Here is a 14,840-nt window from a genome sequence, read left to right on the forward strand (position 1 = left end):
CGGCATGCGCCGGCAGTGGGACGTGCTCGCGGTGATCTCCGCGGGCGGGGTGCTGGGCGCGCTGGGCCGCTACACGCTGAGCCTGGCGGTGCCGGGCTCGCCCACCGGGTTCCCGTGGGGGATCTTCTGGGTCAACGTGACCGGCTGCGCGCTCATCGGCGTGCTGATGGTGCTGGTCAACGAGGTGTGGCCGGGGCGCCGGCTGCTGCGGCCGTTTCTGGGCACCGGCGTGCTTGGCGGGTTTACCACCTTCTCCACCTATACCGTCGACATCGTGCGGTTGATCGATTCCGGTGCGCCCGCGGTCGCGGTGGCGTATCTGGTGAGCACGGTGCCGGCGGCGCTGGCGGCGGTGTACTGCGGGACGGTGGTGACCCGGTGGCTGGTGCGGCGGTGAAGGGCCTGCGGCTGACGATCCTGGTCGGCGAGGACGACCGGTGGCGGCACCGGCCGATGTACACCGAACTCGTGCACCGGGCGCACGCGGCCGGGCTGGCCGGGGCCACGGTGCTGCGCGGGGTGGAGGGCTTCGGCACGCACTCGCGCATCCATACCGACCGGCTGCTGTCGCTGGCCGAGGAACTGCCGATGATGGTGCTCATCGTGGACGCGGAGGAGCGCATCCGCGCGTTCCTGCCGCAGCTCGCCGAGCTGGGCCTGGAGGGGCTGGTCATGCTCGACCCGGTCGAGGTGATCCGGTGACGGTGCTGCTGGTGGCGCTCGGCGCGGCGGTGGGTGCACCGCTGCGCTACCTCGTCGACCGGGCGGTGCAGTCCCGGCACGACTCGGTGTTCCCGTGGGGGACCCTGGTCGTGAACGTGGCGGGCTCGTTCGTGCTGGGCCTGCTGGCGGGGGGTACGGTCGCCGGGGCGGTGCCCGGGTCGCTGATGTTCCTGCTGGGCACCGGCTTCTGCGGCGCGCTCACCACGTACTCGACCTTCGGCTACGAGACGCTACGGCTGGCCGAGACCGGTGCGACGGGCCTCGCCGTCCTCAACGTCGCGGTCAGCGCCACCCTCGGACTGGGCGCCGCCGCAGCCGGCTATCTGCTCGCCTCCTGATCACCCCGGGCCCACCGCCTGCCCGCCGCTCCCCTCGCGCCACGCTCCGCTCGCGGCGGCTTGCCCGGCCAGCGTGCCTCGCCCGGCCATCACGGCTCGCGCGGCTCGCCCGGCTTGCGCGGTTGGAGCGGCGGGCTGCGGTGATCACGGTGGCAGGGTGGTGACACGCCGTCGAACACGTCCATAAGTTCATGATCAACGCGAAGGGGGTGGCCGGAGGGGGAGGGCCCACAGGGCCAGCGCCACGGGGTAGAGGAGGTAGCCGAAGCGGGTGGAGGGCATGAGGACGATGGCGGTGAGCAGGCCGGTGGCGCTGATGAGGGCGGCGGTGCCGGCGTCGCGGGGCGGGTGGCGCAGCAGCCAGAGGCCGATGGCCAGGCCCGCGAGCAGCAGCAGGAGCAGCGCGACGGTGCGTCCGCCGGGCACGTGCCGGGCGATCAGCCAGCCCAGCAGCGGTGAGGCGGCGGGGCTGGTGACCAGGCCGTGGCCGGTCGGGAAGCGGATCACGTTCTCCACGAACGCGGCGCTGTCCACCAGCAGCGCGGGGATCAGGGCCAGCACGGGCAGCCCGGCCGCGCCCGCGGCGTAACGGCCGCCGGAGCGGCGGACCAGGGCGTACGCCCCGAGGACCAGCGCGATCGGCCAGGCCAGCAGCTTCATCGCGGCGGCGGCGCCCATGGCGATCCCGGACCAGCCGAAGCGGCCGCGCGCGGCGAGCGCGAAGGCGAGCAGGCACAGCGCGAGCACGGGCAGGTCGTCGCCGCCGGTGGCGAGGGTCAGCGCGCACAGTGGCAGCACGGTGGCGGCCTGCAGAGCGCGTACCAGCAGCGCGTCGCGGGCCGCGGTGCCGTCGCGCAGCAGCCGCGCGGCGAGCAGCAGGGCCACCGCGGTCGCCACGGCGAACCAGACCCGCGCGTCGGTCCACCAGGCCGGGCCGAACACCGCCCGGGGCAGCCCGAACACCGCCATGCCCGGCTGGTACGGCGTGTACCCGAGCAGCGGCTCCGGCAGCGCGGCGATGCCGTCGCGCCCGAGGTATGGCGTGCCGGTGTCGAGCAGCCGCCGCGCCGACTCCTCGACGACGAGCACCTCCTCCTGCGCCCGCCCGAGCACCCCGCCGGCCCGCTGCACCGCCTGCATGACCAGCGGCACCACCGCCACCGCGACCCATACCCCCGCGGTCGTCCACGCCCGGCCGGCCACCCCGGCGACGGCTCCGATCCCGCCGGACCCGCCCGTGATCGTTCGACTTGCCTGGCAATCGGGCGTATCTTGCGCGCACTTTCGCCCATGTGCCAGGCAAGTCGAACGATCTTGGCGGGCGGGGCGGCGGCGGTGGAGGACGAGGTGGGCCACCGTGAGGAGGGTGGCGGCGAGGTAGCCCCAGAGGGCGACGGCGCCCCAGGCGCGGTGCGCGGCGAGGGTGGAGCCGCTCGCGGTGGACCAGGCGAACAGGGCCGACAGGGCGTACAGGCCGAGATCGGCGGCGAGGCCACCGGCGGCGTGGTCGACGCGGCGCCAGAGCCGGCCGGCGGCACCTGGGCGGGGCAGGTCGGACGAGGGTGCGTCCTGGGTGGTGTCGGCGGGTCGGCTCACGCCGTGGAGTCTGACACCCGCCCGCCGCCGGCGGCACCCGTGGGGCCGGACTGCCGGGCGGCGCGGCCGGGGCTGCGCTTGGCGGGCAGCCGCACCACGGCCTTGGGGTCGTGCAGCGGCTCGGCGAGCCGGACCGTGCCGTCGCCCGCGCCGACCAGGTCCAGGATCTCGGCCAGCGGCATCGGCTTGGCGAACAGGTGACCCTGCCCGGCGGTGCAGCCCAGGTCCCACAGCAGGCGGCGCTGGCTGTCGCGCTCCACGCCCTCGGCGACGACGAGCAGGTCGAGGTGGCGGCCGAGTTCGACGGTGGACCGGACGACCGCGGCGGAGCTGGGCGTGTTCTCCATCTGCATGACGAACGAGCGGTCGATCTTCAGCTCGGTGGCGGGCACCCGGGGCAGCACGGACAGGGAGGAGTAGCCGGTGCCGAAGTCGTCGAGGGCGATCGCGCAGCCCAGCTCCATCAGCTCGGCCAGCACCTTGTCCACGATGTCCAGCTGGCTCACGGTGTGCGACTCGGTCAGCTCCAGCACCAGGGCGTCGCCGGGCAGGCCGTGGTCGTCCAGGCGGCGGGTGACCAGGGCGGGCAGGCGGCGGTCGAGCAGGCTGCGCGGGGAGATGTTGACCGCGACCGGCCACCGGCAGCCCAGCTCGCGCCAGCGGGCGGCCCCGGCCAGGGCCTGGTCCAGCACCGCGTCGGTGAACGCGGTGAGCAGCCCCGAGCGCTCGATGGGTTCGAGGAAGCTGCGCGGGTCGACCATGCCCTTGTCGGGGTGCTGCCAGCGGGCCAGGGCCTCGGCGCCGATCACCTCGCCCCCGGCGAGGTCGACGATGGGCTGGAACTGGAGGGTGAACTCCTTCTCGGCCACCGCGCGGGGCAGCATGCCGCCGACGACGAGCCGGCCGCGGTCGGCGGTGTCGTCCTCGCGGGCGTAGACCGCGACCACGCGGCCGGTGCGCTTGGCCTGGTACATGGCGATGTCGGCGCGGCGCAGCAGCTCGACGAAGCCGCCGCGCGACGGGGCGACTGCCACGCCCGCGCCCGCGCTGACGACCAGGGGCATGCCGTCGACGTCGACCGGCTCATGCAGGACGGCCAGCAGGTTCTCCGCGCGGTGCTGGGCCAGCGCGGGGGCGGGCAGGCCGCGGTAGAGGACCGCGAACTCGTCGCCGCCGAGCCGGGTGACCAGAGCCTCGGATCCGGCGGCCTCCTCGAGCCGGCGGGCCACGGTGATCAGGACCTGGTCGCCGGCGGTGTGGCCGAGCGCGTCGTTGACGTCTTTGAAGTGGTTGAGGTCCAGCACCAGCAGCGCGGTGACGCCGCGGCCGCGCTGCCGCCGGTCGAGCGCGTCCTCGGCCTCCAGCTGCAGCCGGCGCCGGTTGGGCAGGCCGGTGAGCAGGTCGTGGGTGGCGTCGTGCTGGTGCTGCCCAGCCAGCTGCTCCAGCTGGGCGTACGAGGTCGCGTTGCGGATCGCGGTGCACAGCGCCCCGGCGAACGCCCGCAGCGTGAACTGCTCCCGCTCGGACAGCGCGACCGGCACGTGGAAGCACAGCCGCAGCTCGCCGACGCGCTCCCCGTCCGGCTCGCCGATCAGCGGCACGACCGCCGTGGTGCGCGCGTCGACGGCGGCCTCGTCGGGCGCGCCGTGGTAGGTGATCCCCTGATGCGTGCCGCGCACGAGCTGCTGTGCGCCGTCGAGGGATACGTCGATCTCGACCGTCTCGGCGGAGAACAGCCGGGCCCCGTTGCGGACGGCGGTGTGCAGCACCGTCTCCATCTGCACCACGTTCATGGCGTCGGTCGCCTCGGCCAGCTGCTGCCAGGCCAGCCGCTCCGCGCGGGCGCGCAGCTTGCCGCGGTAAGTCAGCTGGAGGCTGAGCACGATCAGCGGGATCGCCACCAGCAGGCCGGGCTCCTCGGCCAGCACCGCGAGGGCGAGCACCGCGACGGCGAAGCGCACGAACGCCGACGCCCAGGTGAGGTCGAGGTTCGACAGGAAGCGGTCCTTGACGCTGGTGCCGGTGGCCAGGGCGAGCACCGGGATCGCGATCAGGTCGTCGGCCAGCACGAGCCCGGCGTACGCGAGCGCCAGCGGGCCGAGGCTGTCCAGCGGCCGGTCGGCGACTCCCCCGGCCGCGGTGAGGATCAGCCCGGCGAGTCCGCAGGTGATCGACTCCTTGGCCACGCCGAACACGAACTTGATGCCGCGCAGCTTGTGGATCGACTTGGCGATGGTGACGGCGACGGCGGTGGCCAGCACGGCCCACGGCAGGGGCAGCATCACCACGGCGACCAGCATCGCCGAGTCGGTCCAGGAGATGTCGTGGTTGGTGGACCTGATCCGGACCCGGACGTAGGTCACGCCGGCGATCGCGATGATCAGCGCCAGGGCGCCGACCCGCACCGCGAGGCCGGAGCTGAACTCCGTGTACGCCACGCCGACGAGGGCGGCGACCAGGACACCGAGGGCCACACACGCAACTAGACCGACGAGCAGCCGGAGCTGCCGATCGGTCTGCTGCGAGGGTGCGGTCTGGGCGGCCACGTCGGACCTCTTCCGTCAGAGACAGATGGTCGTGAGTCGCCAACAGCCTAAGCGATTCTCAGTGCCAGTCGTGGGTTCGCATCTGCCAGTCCTCCGTCTCGCCCGCTGCTTGTCAAGCTCTGCTGCAGAGCGTAGTTTCTTGACGGTCGAATTCTAGGGATGCATTCACATTTCAAATATTCAAGGCGATTTATCACGGTTGGTGGTGGATCGCCTACGCGCTGTGTTCGCCTCCCATCGTCTCCCGCGAAGCAACTAGGCTCATGTCGTGACAGAAGGAACAGCTCCTACCTCACCTCACCTGACGCATGTGGACGAACGTGGGCAAGCGCGGATGGTCGACGTGGCGGGCAAAGAGATCACGCTGCGTACAGCGGTGGCTGCCGGACGCGTGGTCACCACGCGTGAGGTCCTGGACCTGCTGGTCGGCGAGGGCGTGCCGAAGGGCGACGCGCTCGGGGTGGCCCGGCTCGCCGGCATCATGGCCGCCAAGCGCACCCCCGAACTCGTTCCGCTGTGCCACCCCATCGCCATCCATGGCGTCACCGTCGACCTGACCGTCACCGGCGACGGCGTCGAGATCGCCGCGACCGTGCGCACCGCCGACCGCACCGGCGTCGAGATGGAGGCGCTGACCTGCGTCGCGGCGGCCGGGCTCGCGCTCATCGACATGATCAAGGCGGTGGATCCCGCGGCGTCCATCCAGGACGTGCGGGTGCTGCGCAAGGAGGGCGGCAAGACCGGCCTCTGGGAGCGCGGAGCCATGAGCGCCATTTCCCAGGAGAAGCCGCGGCCAAACAGCGGGGCGCCCAAGGTCCGCGTCATCGTCGCGTCGACCCGCGCCGCCACCGGGGTGTACGCCGACACCGGCGGCCCGCTGCTCGCCGGCGGCCTGCGGGAGTTCGGCTGCGAGGTGGGCGAGGTCGTCGTGGTGCCCGACGGCGAGCCGGTGCGGCGGGCGCTGCGCGACGCGCTGGCCGAGCGGCCGGACGCGATCGTCACCACCGGCGGCACCGGCATCAGCCCGACCGACCGCACTCCCGACGTGACCAGGTCACTGCTCGACTACGAGGTGCCCGGCATCGCCGACGCGGTGCGCGCCGCCGGGGCCACTCCCCTGGCCGCGCTGTCCCGCGGCGTCGCGGGCGTGGCCGGGCGCACCCTCATCGTCAACCTGCCCGGCTCCACCGGCGGCGTACGCGACGGCCTGGCCGTGCTCGCGAAGGTGCTCCCGCACGCGGTGGAGCAGCTGCGCGGCGCGGACCATCCGGCGTCATCCGGTGGAAACGCCCACGACTAGGGTCGAACCATGAGCGGGCACGGCGTGCGCACCGCGGCCGCGCCGGGCACCGCACCGTCCGCGGGCGCGGCGGCGCGCCGCCGTGACGGCCGCGCCGGAGCCGCCGACCAGAGTTTCGAGGAGGACGTGTGAGCGCACCCGAGGACTGGGCGTCCGCGCGGCGCACGGTGCACGCGGCGGGCCGGCGGGCGCAGCTCCCGCCGGTCGCCGTGCCGCTCGCCGACGCAGACGGGCTGACCCTGGCCGCCCCGCTGGCGCCGGTCACCGACCTGCCCGCCTTCCCCACCGCGAGCGTGGACGGCTTCGCGCTGCGCGGCCGGGGGCCGTGGCGGGTGCACGGGCAGGTGCTGGCGGGCAGCGTGCCCGCCCCGCTGGCCGCCGACGGCACCGGCGTCGAGATCGCCACCGGCGCGATGGTGCCCGAGGGCACCGAGGCCATCCTGCGTATCGAGCATGCGACCCGCAGCGGCGACCTGGTGGACGGCACGCCCAAGAGCGAGCGCGAGTGGCGGGTGCCGGGCGAGGAGGCCCACGCGGGCGAGCCGCTGCTGCCGGTCGGCACGCCGGTCACGCCGGGCGTGATCGGGCTGGCCGCCTCGTGCGGGCTGGACACGCTGCAGGTCCGGCCCGCGCCCCGGGCGGCCATGCTGATCTTCGGTGACGAGCTGCTGACCGCCGGGCCGCCCGCCGAGGGCCGTATCCGCGACTCGCTCGGGCCGTCCATCCCGGCGTACCTGCGCCGGCTCGGCGTGACGTGCGAGAACCCGGTCGCGCCGATCCAGGACACGCTGGGCGCGCACGTGGCGGCGCTGCGGGCCGCGCTCGACGGCGGGGCCGACCTGGTCTGCACCACCGGCGGCACCATGCACGGGCCGGTCGACCACCTGCACCCGGCGCTGGCCGAACTGGGCGCCGAGTACGTCGTCAACACCGTGGCCGTGCGGCCCGGCTTCCCGATGCTGGTCGCGGCGGTGCCGCACGGCGGGCGTACCCGGTTCGTGGCCGGGCTGCCCGGCAACCCCCAGTCGGCCGTCGTCGCCCTGGTGTCGCTGGTGATCCCGCTGCTCGCGGGCCTGACCGGGCGACCCGAGCCGGTGCTGCCCCGGGTCACCCTGGGCGAGCCGGTGCCGGGACGCGGCGACTACACCCACCTGGCCCTGGTGCGCGTCGACCCGGTGGACGGCCTGGCCCGCCCGGTCTCGCACGTGGGCTCGGCGATGCTGCGCGGCCTCGCGGGCGCGCGCGGGTTCGCCGTCATCCCCCCGGGCGGCACCGGCCGCGCCGGGGACGCCGTCGAGCTGGTGGAGGTGCCGTGAACCGCGTCGTGCTGGCCGAGGTGACCGTCGAGCCGCTGGACGTGGCGGCGCACGAGCGGGCCGTCGCCGACCCCCGGGCGGGCGCGGTGGTGAGCTTCGCCGGGGTGGTCCGCGACCACGACCACGGCCGCTCGGTGGACGCCCTCACCTACGAGGCGCACCCGAACGCGGCCGAGGTGCTGCGGGAGGTGGCGGCCGAGCTGGCAGCCGACCCGGACGTGTACGCCGTGGCGGTCTCCCACCGCTACGGCCCGCTCGCCATCGGCGACGTGGCGCTGGCCTGCGCGGTCTCCACCGCACACCGCGCCGCCGCCTTCACCGTGTGCGCCCGCCTCGTCGACCGCGTCAAGGAGCGCCTGCCCATCTGGAAACACCAGGTCTTCGCCGACGGCACCGACGAGTGGGTCAACTGCCCCTGAGCGCTGCTGCTTTGGGCGCAGAAACAGGGAAACTGCTGTCTCGGCGTACCCGATGACAGCAGTTTCCCGGAAAGTGCGGGGCAGGCCCGCGGGCGGAGGTCAGCGGTCGGCGTTGGCGGCGACCGGGGTGTCGCGGCGCGGGGCCGCGGCGGTGGGGCGGGCCAGCGGGATGCGGGCCGTGGTGAGGTTGCCGAACGCGGGCTCCGCGCCGGGCCGCGACGGCAGCGCCGCCACCAGGGCGATCAGGGCGATCGCGAGCGAGTTCTCGGCCAGCATGCCGAAGAGGCCGTCGGCGTAGTGCGAGACGCCCGGCAGCTGGTGCTCGTACGGCCAGATCGGGGAGATCAGGAACAGCAGGTAGAGGGCCACCGCCGCGCCGCCGTGCCGGGTGCCGACGAGCGCCGGGAACCAGATCGGCTCGCGCAGGCCCGGGGTGGACCTGCCCCGGGCGGCCAGGCCGCGGCCGGCCGCGCGGCGGCGCAGCGCCTGGTCGCCCAGCGCGATGACGGCCGGCACGACCCAGACCAGGTGGTGCGTCCAGGAGATCGGGCTGACCACGTTCGCGGTGAGGCCGACCAGGGTGAACGCGATCAGCTCGTCGCCCTCGGCGTGTGCCGCGGCGGCGCGGGTCAGCCCGACCGCGAGCAGCACCAGCGTGAACGCGATCCACAGCAGGCTGGGCGCGGTCGTGGTGTCGTACAGCCGGGACAGCAGGCCCGCCAGCGACTGGTTCGGGGTCATGTCGGCGGCACCGACGCGCTCGGTCTGCCAGAGCACACTGCCGAAGTAGGCCGTGGACTCGTGCGGGACGATCAGGTACGCCGCGGCCGTGGCGGCCAGCGTCGCGCCGACCGCGGTGAGCGCGGCCCGCCACTGGCGGCTGACCAGGAAGTACACGATGAACAGCGCGGGCGTGAGCTTGATCGCGGTGGCGATGCCGATGCCCACGCCAGCCCAGCGCCAGCCCCGGCGCAGCGCCACCATGTCCGCCATGATCAGTGCGAACAGGAGCAGGTTGACCTGCCCGAAGCCGAGCGTCTCGCGCACCGGCTCGATCGCGGCGAACAGCGGCAGCGCGACGGCGACCGTCATCCAGCGCGGCCAGCCGCAGCGGTCGGCGACCGGCACCAGCAGCGCGGTCAGCACGAAGCCCAGCGCGGTCAGCCCGAACAGGAGGTTGAACAACCCGGCGGCCGAGGGAGTGAGCGCGGCCATGGGCAGCATCAGCAACGCGGCGAACGGGGGGTAGGTGAACCCGAGCGTCGTGTCAGGTGCGATGTACTCGTACAGCTCTCCGCCGCCGCTCCACCACACCACAGCGCCGTGATAGATCTTCATGTCGAAGAAGTCGTACCACCGTCCGAAGTTCTGCTCCGTCACCCAGGCGACGTAGCAGACGGCGGCGACGATGCCGAACCGGACGAAGGTGCGACGATCCCAGCTGAGGGATCTCAGATCACGGAGAATGCGGTGGCTCTGCGACAGGCGGGGCAGACGGCGCACGCCGAGTGCCGGCATGGCGTCGCCACCTCCTTCAGGGTTCGGGGTTTCGGTCTCCCGTTCGTGTCTGCCGAGCAGCCTAGAACGGCGCACCACTCCAGTACCTCCCGTGTTACCCGACCGTGTCCGATCCCACACGCCTTTGCGACATTTCTAGCTGGTTAACGCAGCCTGCGAAGATAGCGTGATTGGCGTCACACCAGCCCGCCAGGCTGGGAGAACGCCACTCTCCGTATGTCGCAACGGCACCGACCGGAACGAAGAAACGGGCCCGCGGAGGGCTCTGCCCGGAGGTACCCGGTGACGGCGTAGTTATGCCCGGGCGCTCAGTCCAGATGGAGCTGAGCCGATGCCTTCTGCTGCGCCTTGCGAATGGACTTGTGGGCGGACTTCTGCGCGTCATGGATGGCCCGGTTGGCCCGCCAGCCGAGGCTCGGTGAGCCGGCGGTGTCGGCCGCGGCCAGCAGCAGGCCGGCCAGCAGGCCCAGGTTCTTGGCGAAGTGCACCAGCTCGTTGTTGCGCACCGCCGGGTTCTGGATCCGCCAGAACGGGTGGCCCACGATCGTGGCGGGGATCAGCGTGCCGGCCAGCACGGCGGCGGCGGGGCGCGGCGCGGTGCCCGTGGCCAGCATGGCCCCCGCGATCACCTGGACTCCGGCGTTCACCCGGACGAGGGTGCGCGGCTCGGTGGGCAGCCGCGGGTCGACCGACTCCAGCAGCGGCGCGACCTGCTCCGCGAGGGGCTCGGCCTGCACGGCGTACCGGTCGGGTTTCAGCAGCGCCTTCGCGCCGGCGGCGACGAACAGTCCTCCGAGCAGGGCGCGAGCGACCCCCCGTACTGGTCTCATACCGCCATTATCAAGGACGTTCCCCCATGCAAAGGACGAAATCCAAACCCGTCAGCTCGCTGTCGTAGAAGTAGTGGTAGCGGTAGCCCTGCACGCCGGCGCACTCGCCGGTGTCGTTGGTCGCGTCGAACCGGGCCAGCACCTCCAGCGCACCCGGCGCGCACTCGGTGAGCACCAGGTCCGGGTCCTGCTCGGTGCCGTGGTTGGCGACGCAGTCGCCCGGCTGCGCGAACCGCGCCGTACGCGGCGGGCCGGACGGCGACGCCGTGGTCACCGGGATGGGCGGCGCCTCCTCGGCGAACGGGTTGGGCACCAGCTTCAGCGCGATCAGCACACCGGCGAAGATCACGAGTGAGGCGGCGAGCAGGCCGATGCCGATGACGGCGGGTCCGCGTCCGCCCATCCGGGGCCGGGGTGGGGCCTGCACGATGGGCAGCAGCTCGGTCTTCTGCTCCAGGGGGTCGGCAGGGGGGCGGTCGTCGGGGGTGTGCAAAACCGTGCTCCGCGGGGACGAGATCGGGGTGCCAGCCAAGGTACCGTGCGCGCCATGTCCCTCGACTCCTCCGTAACGATGTTGTCACCTGCCGTGGGTGCCATCTTCGGCGCGCTGACCCCGCTGGTGGCGTACCGCCTGTCGGTGCCGTGGGGCGAGCCCGCCCGGACCGGCTGCGCGGCCTGCGAAGCGCCGCTGCCCGCCGGGCCGGCCGGCTGGCTGCGGTTCTCCGCCCGGTGCGCTTCCTGTGGGGTACGCCCGGGGCCGAGTCCATGGTGGACGGTCCCCGTGGGGGCGGTGTCGGCGGGGCTCACCGCGGCGGCGCTGTCCGGGCAGAGCTGGGTGCTGGCCGCCGGGCTGCTGCTGAGCGTGGCCGGGGTGCTGCTGGCCGCGATCGACCTCGCCGTGCGGCGGCTGCCCGACCCGATCACGTGGCGGCTGGCCGTGGCCGTCGCGGCGCTGCTGGCGCTGGCGGCCGCGACCGGCGGCGGCTGGTCGGCGTACGGCCGCGCCCTGGGCGCCGGAGCGGCGCTGCTCGGCGTGTTCGGGTTGATGTCGCTGCTGACCGGCGGGCAGCTCGGGCTCGGGGACGCCAAGCTGGCCGGGGTGCTGGGCATGCTGCTGGGCTGGTTCGGCTGGCCGGTCGTGGTGCTCGGGGGGCTGCTCGCGGTGCTGCTGAACGGGGTCGTGGCCGTGGTGTTGCTGGCGCTGCGCCGGGTCGGCTGGCGCGGGTCGCTGCCGATGGGCCCGTCGCTGCTGGCCGGAGCGCTGCTCGCGCTGGTCGTGGTGGGATTGCTGCTGCCCGCGTCCCGGTGAGCCGGGTCACCCCCAGGAGTGATGCTCGCAGAAATTTGTCGGCTAGACGACAGGCGGCCGCCCGTGACACCGGCGGCGCCCGGACCGGCACCGGGATCGTGGACATCCTGCCCGATTTGCCCCTTACCGAAGCCCTATGGCATCGGCCGAACGTCCCAGTCGCGTCACAGTGCGTACGTCACCGCCGGGTGGACTCGATACGCGCCGATCACGTTGAGTGTTCAACTGAAAGCATCCCGGGGCCGCCTCGATCGCGGTGTGACCGTGCCGTGACAACGGAGTGACGGGTTGTGGCTGACTGGGCAGGCTGCCTCCTGGCGGCCGCTCGGTCGTCATCTGTCGTGGACCGGCCGCCTGATGCGGTTCGGCCGTTGTTGGGGGTGCTTTGCACATGCTCAAGCTCATCACCAAGGCTCAGGCCGCCTGGGCGAACCGTGACCGTGGTGCCACCGCCGTCGAGTACGGCCTGATGGTCGCGCTGATCGCCATGGTCATCGTGGTGGTCGTCGTGACCCTCGGCGACAACCTCGCCGCCATGTTCCAGGACGCCTCGGACTGTGTCGCCGACGCGGGCACCTGCTGATCGAGTCCTGAATCGCTGAGGTCTCGTGATGAATGAGAGAGCCGACCGCGGGGCGGCCGCAGTGGAGATGGCGTTCGTTCTCCCGCTGCTCCTGCTGCTCGTGCTCGGCATCATCGACTTCGGCCGGATGCTGAACGCTCAGATCAGCGTCACGGAGGCGGCCCGGGAAGGTGCCCGGGCCGCCACCATCAGCTCGGTGGCCGGCGCGGCGCAGACGCGCGTCAACAAGGTCAACACCGATTACACCGTCGACACCGGCGCGAGCACGTTCTGCCCGGCGAGCCCGACCGCGGGCTCGGACGCCACGGTGGTCGTCACCTACACGTTCGAATGGATCACGCCGGTCGGCGGCATCGCCAGCATGTTCGGCGGCGCCTCGTTCGGCGACGACATCACCATCACGGGCAAGGGAGTCATGCCGTGTCGCGCCTGAGGATCCTCGGCCGCCGCAGGGATGCCGGCGCGGTCGCCACCATCGTCGCCATCCTGCTCGCCGGCGGCGTGCTGCTCGGCATGACCGCGCTGGTCGTCGACATCGGGCAGCTCTACGCCGAGCGCGAAGAGCTGCAGTCCGGCGCGGACGCGGCGGCGATGGCCGTCGCCCTCGACTGCGCCCAGCGCGGCGACGTGACCCGCGGCAACGAGTGCCTCGCCGCGGCGAGCACGGTGCCGGGCTACGCCGACCGCAACGCGCGGGACGGCGACTCGGCGATCGTGCGGGTCTGCGGCTCGGACAGCCGCCTCACGCCCTGCTCGACCGTCCCGGGCGGCAACCTCGCCGACTGCATCGGCACGGTCCCGTCCGGTGCCACGTACGTCGAGGTGCGCACCAAGACCGAGACGAACGGCGGCAGCTACATCTACCCGGCGTCGTTCGCGCAGACCCTGGTCGACGGCTACAGCGGCACCACGGTGGGCGCCTGCTCCCGGGTGGGCTGGGGCTCGCCCGGCGTCGGCGTCGCGCTGACGTTCTGCCTGACGGAGTGGAACGACGCCACCGGCAGCGGCACCGACCTGGCGCCCCCGCCCCCGGCCGTCCCGGCCGGCTCCTACGAGGTCGTGCTCAGGACGAGGTCCCCCGGCGGCGGCAAGCCCGGCGGCAGCCCGGCGGATCCGTGCGAGAAGAAGAAGTCCGGTGCCGATCTGCCCGGCGACTTCGGCTGGACCGACACCCCGGACGCGGCGACCTGCCAGACGCTCATCTCGTCGGCCGGCATGTACGGCGTCGATCCCGGCAGCGACGTGGTCAAGTCCTGCGAGGCCGTCTTCGTGGCGGCGCGCGACGACCGCACCCCGGTCATCGTGCCGATCTACAACGAGGCCACGGGCACCGGCAGCGGGGGCGTCTACCGGCTCGAAGGCTTCGCCGCCTTCGTGATCACCGGCTGGGGCAACCTGTTCCCCGGCGTCAAGGACGTCCCCTCCTGGCTGAACCCCGCCACGAAGTGCTCTCCGGGCGACGTGTGCATCTTCGGCTACTTCACCAACGCGCTCCTGCCGTGGAGCGGCGGGTTCAGCAGCACGACGAACTACGGCGCGACCGTCATCAAGACCATCGGCTGACCGCGTACCAAAGAAGGAATCAGACATGACCCGGCGCATTCTCGGCGTGGTGCTCGCCATCGTCCTGGCGGTGGTCGGCACGGCCGCCGTCCTGCTCTACGTGAGCAAGACCCGCAACTCGGTCGCCGCGGGGCAGACCGCGGTGACGGTGCTCGTCGCGAAGCAGCGGATCCCCGCCGGCACCACGGGCGCGTCGGTCCGGTCACGCGAGCTGTTCGAGACGATCGTCATGCCGGCCGGCGCGCTGCCGGCCGACAGCCTGATCGAGATCCCGGCCGAGCTGGACGAGCTGGTGCTCACGCACGATGTACAGGCACGCCAGCTCCTGCTCAAGGGCATGTTCGGGGCCGCGACCAAGCTGTCCGGCGGCGTCGCCGTGCCGGAGAAGATGATGGCGGTCAGCCTGAAGCTCGCGGCCGAGGAGGAGGTGGGCGGGTTCGTCCGGCCCGGCTCCCAGATCGCCGTCTTCGGCACCTTCAAGATGGCGGACAAGGCCTTCAAGGAGGCCACCGGCGAGTCCAACTTCAGCACCCGGCTGCTGCTGCCGCGGGTCGAGGTGCTGGCCGTCGGCGCGTACGGCGCGGACGGCGTGACGTCGGCGCAGCAGGCCAGCGGCGAGGTGGAGGAGACCGGGAAGGTCACGCTGCTGGTCACCATCTCGGTCACCCAGGCCGACGCGGAGAAGGTCATCCACGCGCTGCGCATCGGCGAGCTCTACCTGTCCCTGCTCACCGACACCTCCGAGGCGCGCCTCGGGCCCGGTGTGGACAACCGCACCCTGCTGCGCTGAGGCAACGAC

Annotated in this window: 17 protein-coding genes; 12 read left to right on the forward strand and 5 right to left on the reverse strand. The window is 73.0% G+C overall.

Going from position 1 to position 14,840, the window contains the following annotated elements; translation table 11 throughout:
- The first annotated feature begins 4 nt into the window (after positions 1–4).
- From CS0771_RS06820 to crcB, 3 genes are read left to right on the forward strand one after another with little or no spacing between them, the layout of a single operon-like run.
- The gene (locus tag CS0771_RS06820) at positions 5–397 is read left to right on the forward strand and encodes a CrcB family protein (RefSeq protein WP_212840252.1); all 393 of its coding nucleotides are present in this window, start codon (positions 5–7) and stop codon (positions 395–397) included.
- Positions 379–702, forward strand: a complete 324-nt coding sequence (locus tag CS0771_RS06825) for a DUF190 domain-containing protein (RefSeq protein WP_212840253.1) — start codon at positions 379–381, stop codon at positions 700–702. Before CS0771_RS06820 ends, CS0771_RS06825 begins: the two co-directional genes overlap by 19 nt.
- The gene (gene crcB, locus CS0771_RS06830; protein WP_212840254.1) at positions 699–1,061 is read left to right on the forward strand and encodes a fluoride efflux transporter CrcB; all 363 of its coding nucleotides are present in this window, start codon (positions 699–701) and stop codon (positions 1,059–1,061) included. The genes CS0771_RS06825 and crcB overlap by 4 nt, the downstream gene beginning before the upstream one ends.
- A gap of 195 nt (positions 1,062–1,256) precedes the next feature.
- Here crcB and CS0771_RS06835 read toward each other — a convergent pair whose 3' ends face one another.
- Positions 1,257–2,612, reverse strand: a complete 1,356-nt coding sequence (locus CS0771_RS06835) for a glycosyltransferase 87 family protein (protein WP_244871316.1) — start codon at positions 2,610–2,612, stop codon at positions 1,257–1,259.
- A gap of 41 nt (positions 2,613–2,653) precedes the next feature.
- Positions 2,654–5,131, reverse strand: a complete 2,478-nt coding sequence (locus CS0771_RS06840; RefSeq protein ID WP_244870646.1) for a bifunctional diguanylate cyclase/phosphodiesterase — start codon at positions 5,129–5,131, stop codon at positions 2,654–2,656.
- Positions 5,132–5,504: 373 nt separating this feature from the next.
- Between CS0771_RS06840 and moaCB the strand changes: the two genes are divergently transcribed.
- From moaCB to CS0771_RS06855, 4 genes are read left to right on the forward strand one after another with little or no spacing between them, the layout of a single operon-like run.
- A complete protein-coding gene (gene moaCB / locus CS0771_RS06845) occupies positions 5,505–6,503 on the forward strand; it encodes a bifunctional molybdenum cofactor biosynthesis protein MoaC/MoaB (protein ID WP_256442871.1) in 999 nt (332 codons plus the stop codon).
- A gap of 9 nt (positions 6,504–6,512) precedes the next feature.
- Positions 6,513–6,635, forward strand: coding sequence for a hypothetical protein (locus CS0771_RS39225; RefSeq protein ID WP_256442792.1), 123 nt, complete (start codon positions 6,513–6,515; stop codon positions 6,633–6,635).
- Positions 6,632–7,819 (forward strand): molybdopterin molybdotransferase MoeA, encoded by a 1,188-nt coding sequence (locus tag CS0771_RS06850; protein ID WP_244870648.1) that lies wholly within the window; start codon positions 6,632–6,634, stop codon positions 7,817–7,819. The genes CS0771_RS39225 and CS0771_RS06850 overlap by 4 nt, the downstream gene beginning before the upstream one ends.
- Positions 7,816–8,238 (forward strand): molybdenum cofactor biosynthesis protein MoaE, encoded by a 423-nt coding sequence (locus tag CS0771_RS06855; RefSeq protein ID WP_212840257.1) that lies wholly within the window; start codon positions 7,816–7,818, stop codon positions 8,236–8,238. The genes CS0771_RS06850 and CS0771_RS06855 overlap by 4 nt, the downstream gene beginning before the upstream one ends.
- Before the next feature lie 99 nt (positions 8,239–8,337).
- Here the strand turns inward: CS0771_RS06855 and CS0771_RS06860 are convergent, their stop codons facing one another.
- The 3 genes from CS0771_RS06860 to CS0771_RS06870 form a co-directional block, all read right to left on the reverse strand.
- Entirely contained in the window at positions 8,338–9,756 is a 1,419-nt protein-coding gene (locus CS0771_RS06860; RefSeq protein WP_212840258.1) for a glycosyltransferase 87 family protein, read from the reverse strand.
- A 308-nt stretch (positions 9,757–10,064) separates the two neighbouring features.
- On the reverse strand, positions 10,065–10,586 hold the full coding sequence (locus CS0771_RS06865) for a DoxX family protein (protein WP_212840259.1): 522 nt from the start codon (positions 10,584–10,586) through the stop codon (positions 10,065–10,067).
- A 10-nt stretch (positions 10,587–10,596) separates the two neighbouring features.
- On the reverse strand, positions 10,597–11,079 hold the full coding sequence (locus CS0771_RS06870) for a hypothetical protein (RefSeq protein ID WP_212840260.1): 483 nt from the start codon (positions 11,077–11,079) through the stop codon (positions 10,597–10,599).
- 93 nt (positions 11,080–11,172) lie between these two features.
- Here CS0771_RS06870 and CS0771_RS06875 point away from each other — a divergent pair, with 93 nt between their 5' ends.
- The 5 genes from CS0771_RS06875 to cpaB all read left to right on the forward strand — a co-directional run bounded on the left by CS0771_RS06875 (position 11,173) and on the right by cpaB (position 14,831).
- Positions 11,173–11,895: a prepilin peptidase gene (locus CS0771_RS06875; protein WP_212840261.1), complete on the forward strand. Its 723-nt coding sequence runs from the start codon at positions 11,173–11,175 to the stop codon at positions 11,893–11,895.
- 391 nt (positions 11,896–12,286) lie between these two features.
- The gene (locus CS0771_RS06880; protein ID WP_203752890.1) at positions 12,287–12,478 is read left to right on the forward strand and encodes a Flp family type IVb pilin; all 192 of its coding nucleotides are present in this window, start codon (positions 12,287–12,289) and stop codon (positions 12,476–12,478) included.
- A 28-nt stretch (positions 12,479–12,506) separates the two neighbouring features.
- A complete protein-coding gene (locus tag CS0771_RS06885) occupies positions 12,507–12,911 on the forward strand; it encodes a TadE/TadG family type IV pilus assembly protein (RefSeq protein ID WP_212840262.1) in 405 nt (134 codons plus the stop codon).
- The gene (locus CS0771_RS06890) at positions 12,899–14,041 is read left to right on the forward strand and encodes a pilus assembly protein TadG-related protein (RefSeq protein WP_212840263.1); all 1,143 of its coding nucleotides are present in this window, start codon (positions 12,899–12,901) and stop codon (positions 14,039–14,041) included. Before CS0771_RS06885 ends, CS0771_RS06890 begins: the two co-directional genes overlap by 13 nt.
- 25 nt (positions 14,042–14,066) lie before the next feature.
- On the forward strand, positions 14,067–14,831 hold the full coding sequence (cpaB, locus tag CS0771_RS06895; protein WP_212840264.1) for a Flp pilus assembly protein CpaB: 765 nt from the start codon (positions 14,067–14,069) through the stop codon (positions 14,829–14,831).
- The last annotated feature ends 9 nt before the right edge of the window (positions 14,832–14,840 follow it).

The sequence above is a fragment of the Catellatospora sp. IY07-71 genome, assembly GCF_018326265.1.
Lineage (GTDB): Bacteria > Actinomycetota > Actinomycetes > Mycobacteriales > Micromonosporaceae > Catellatospora.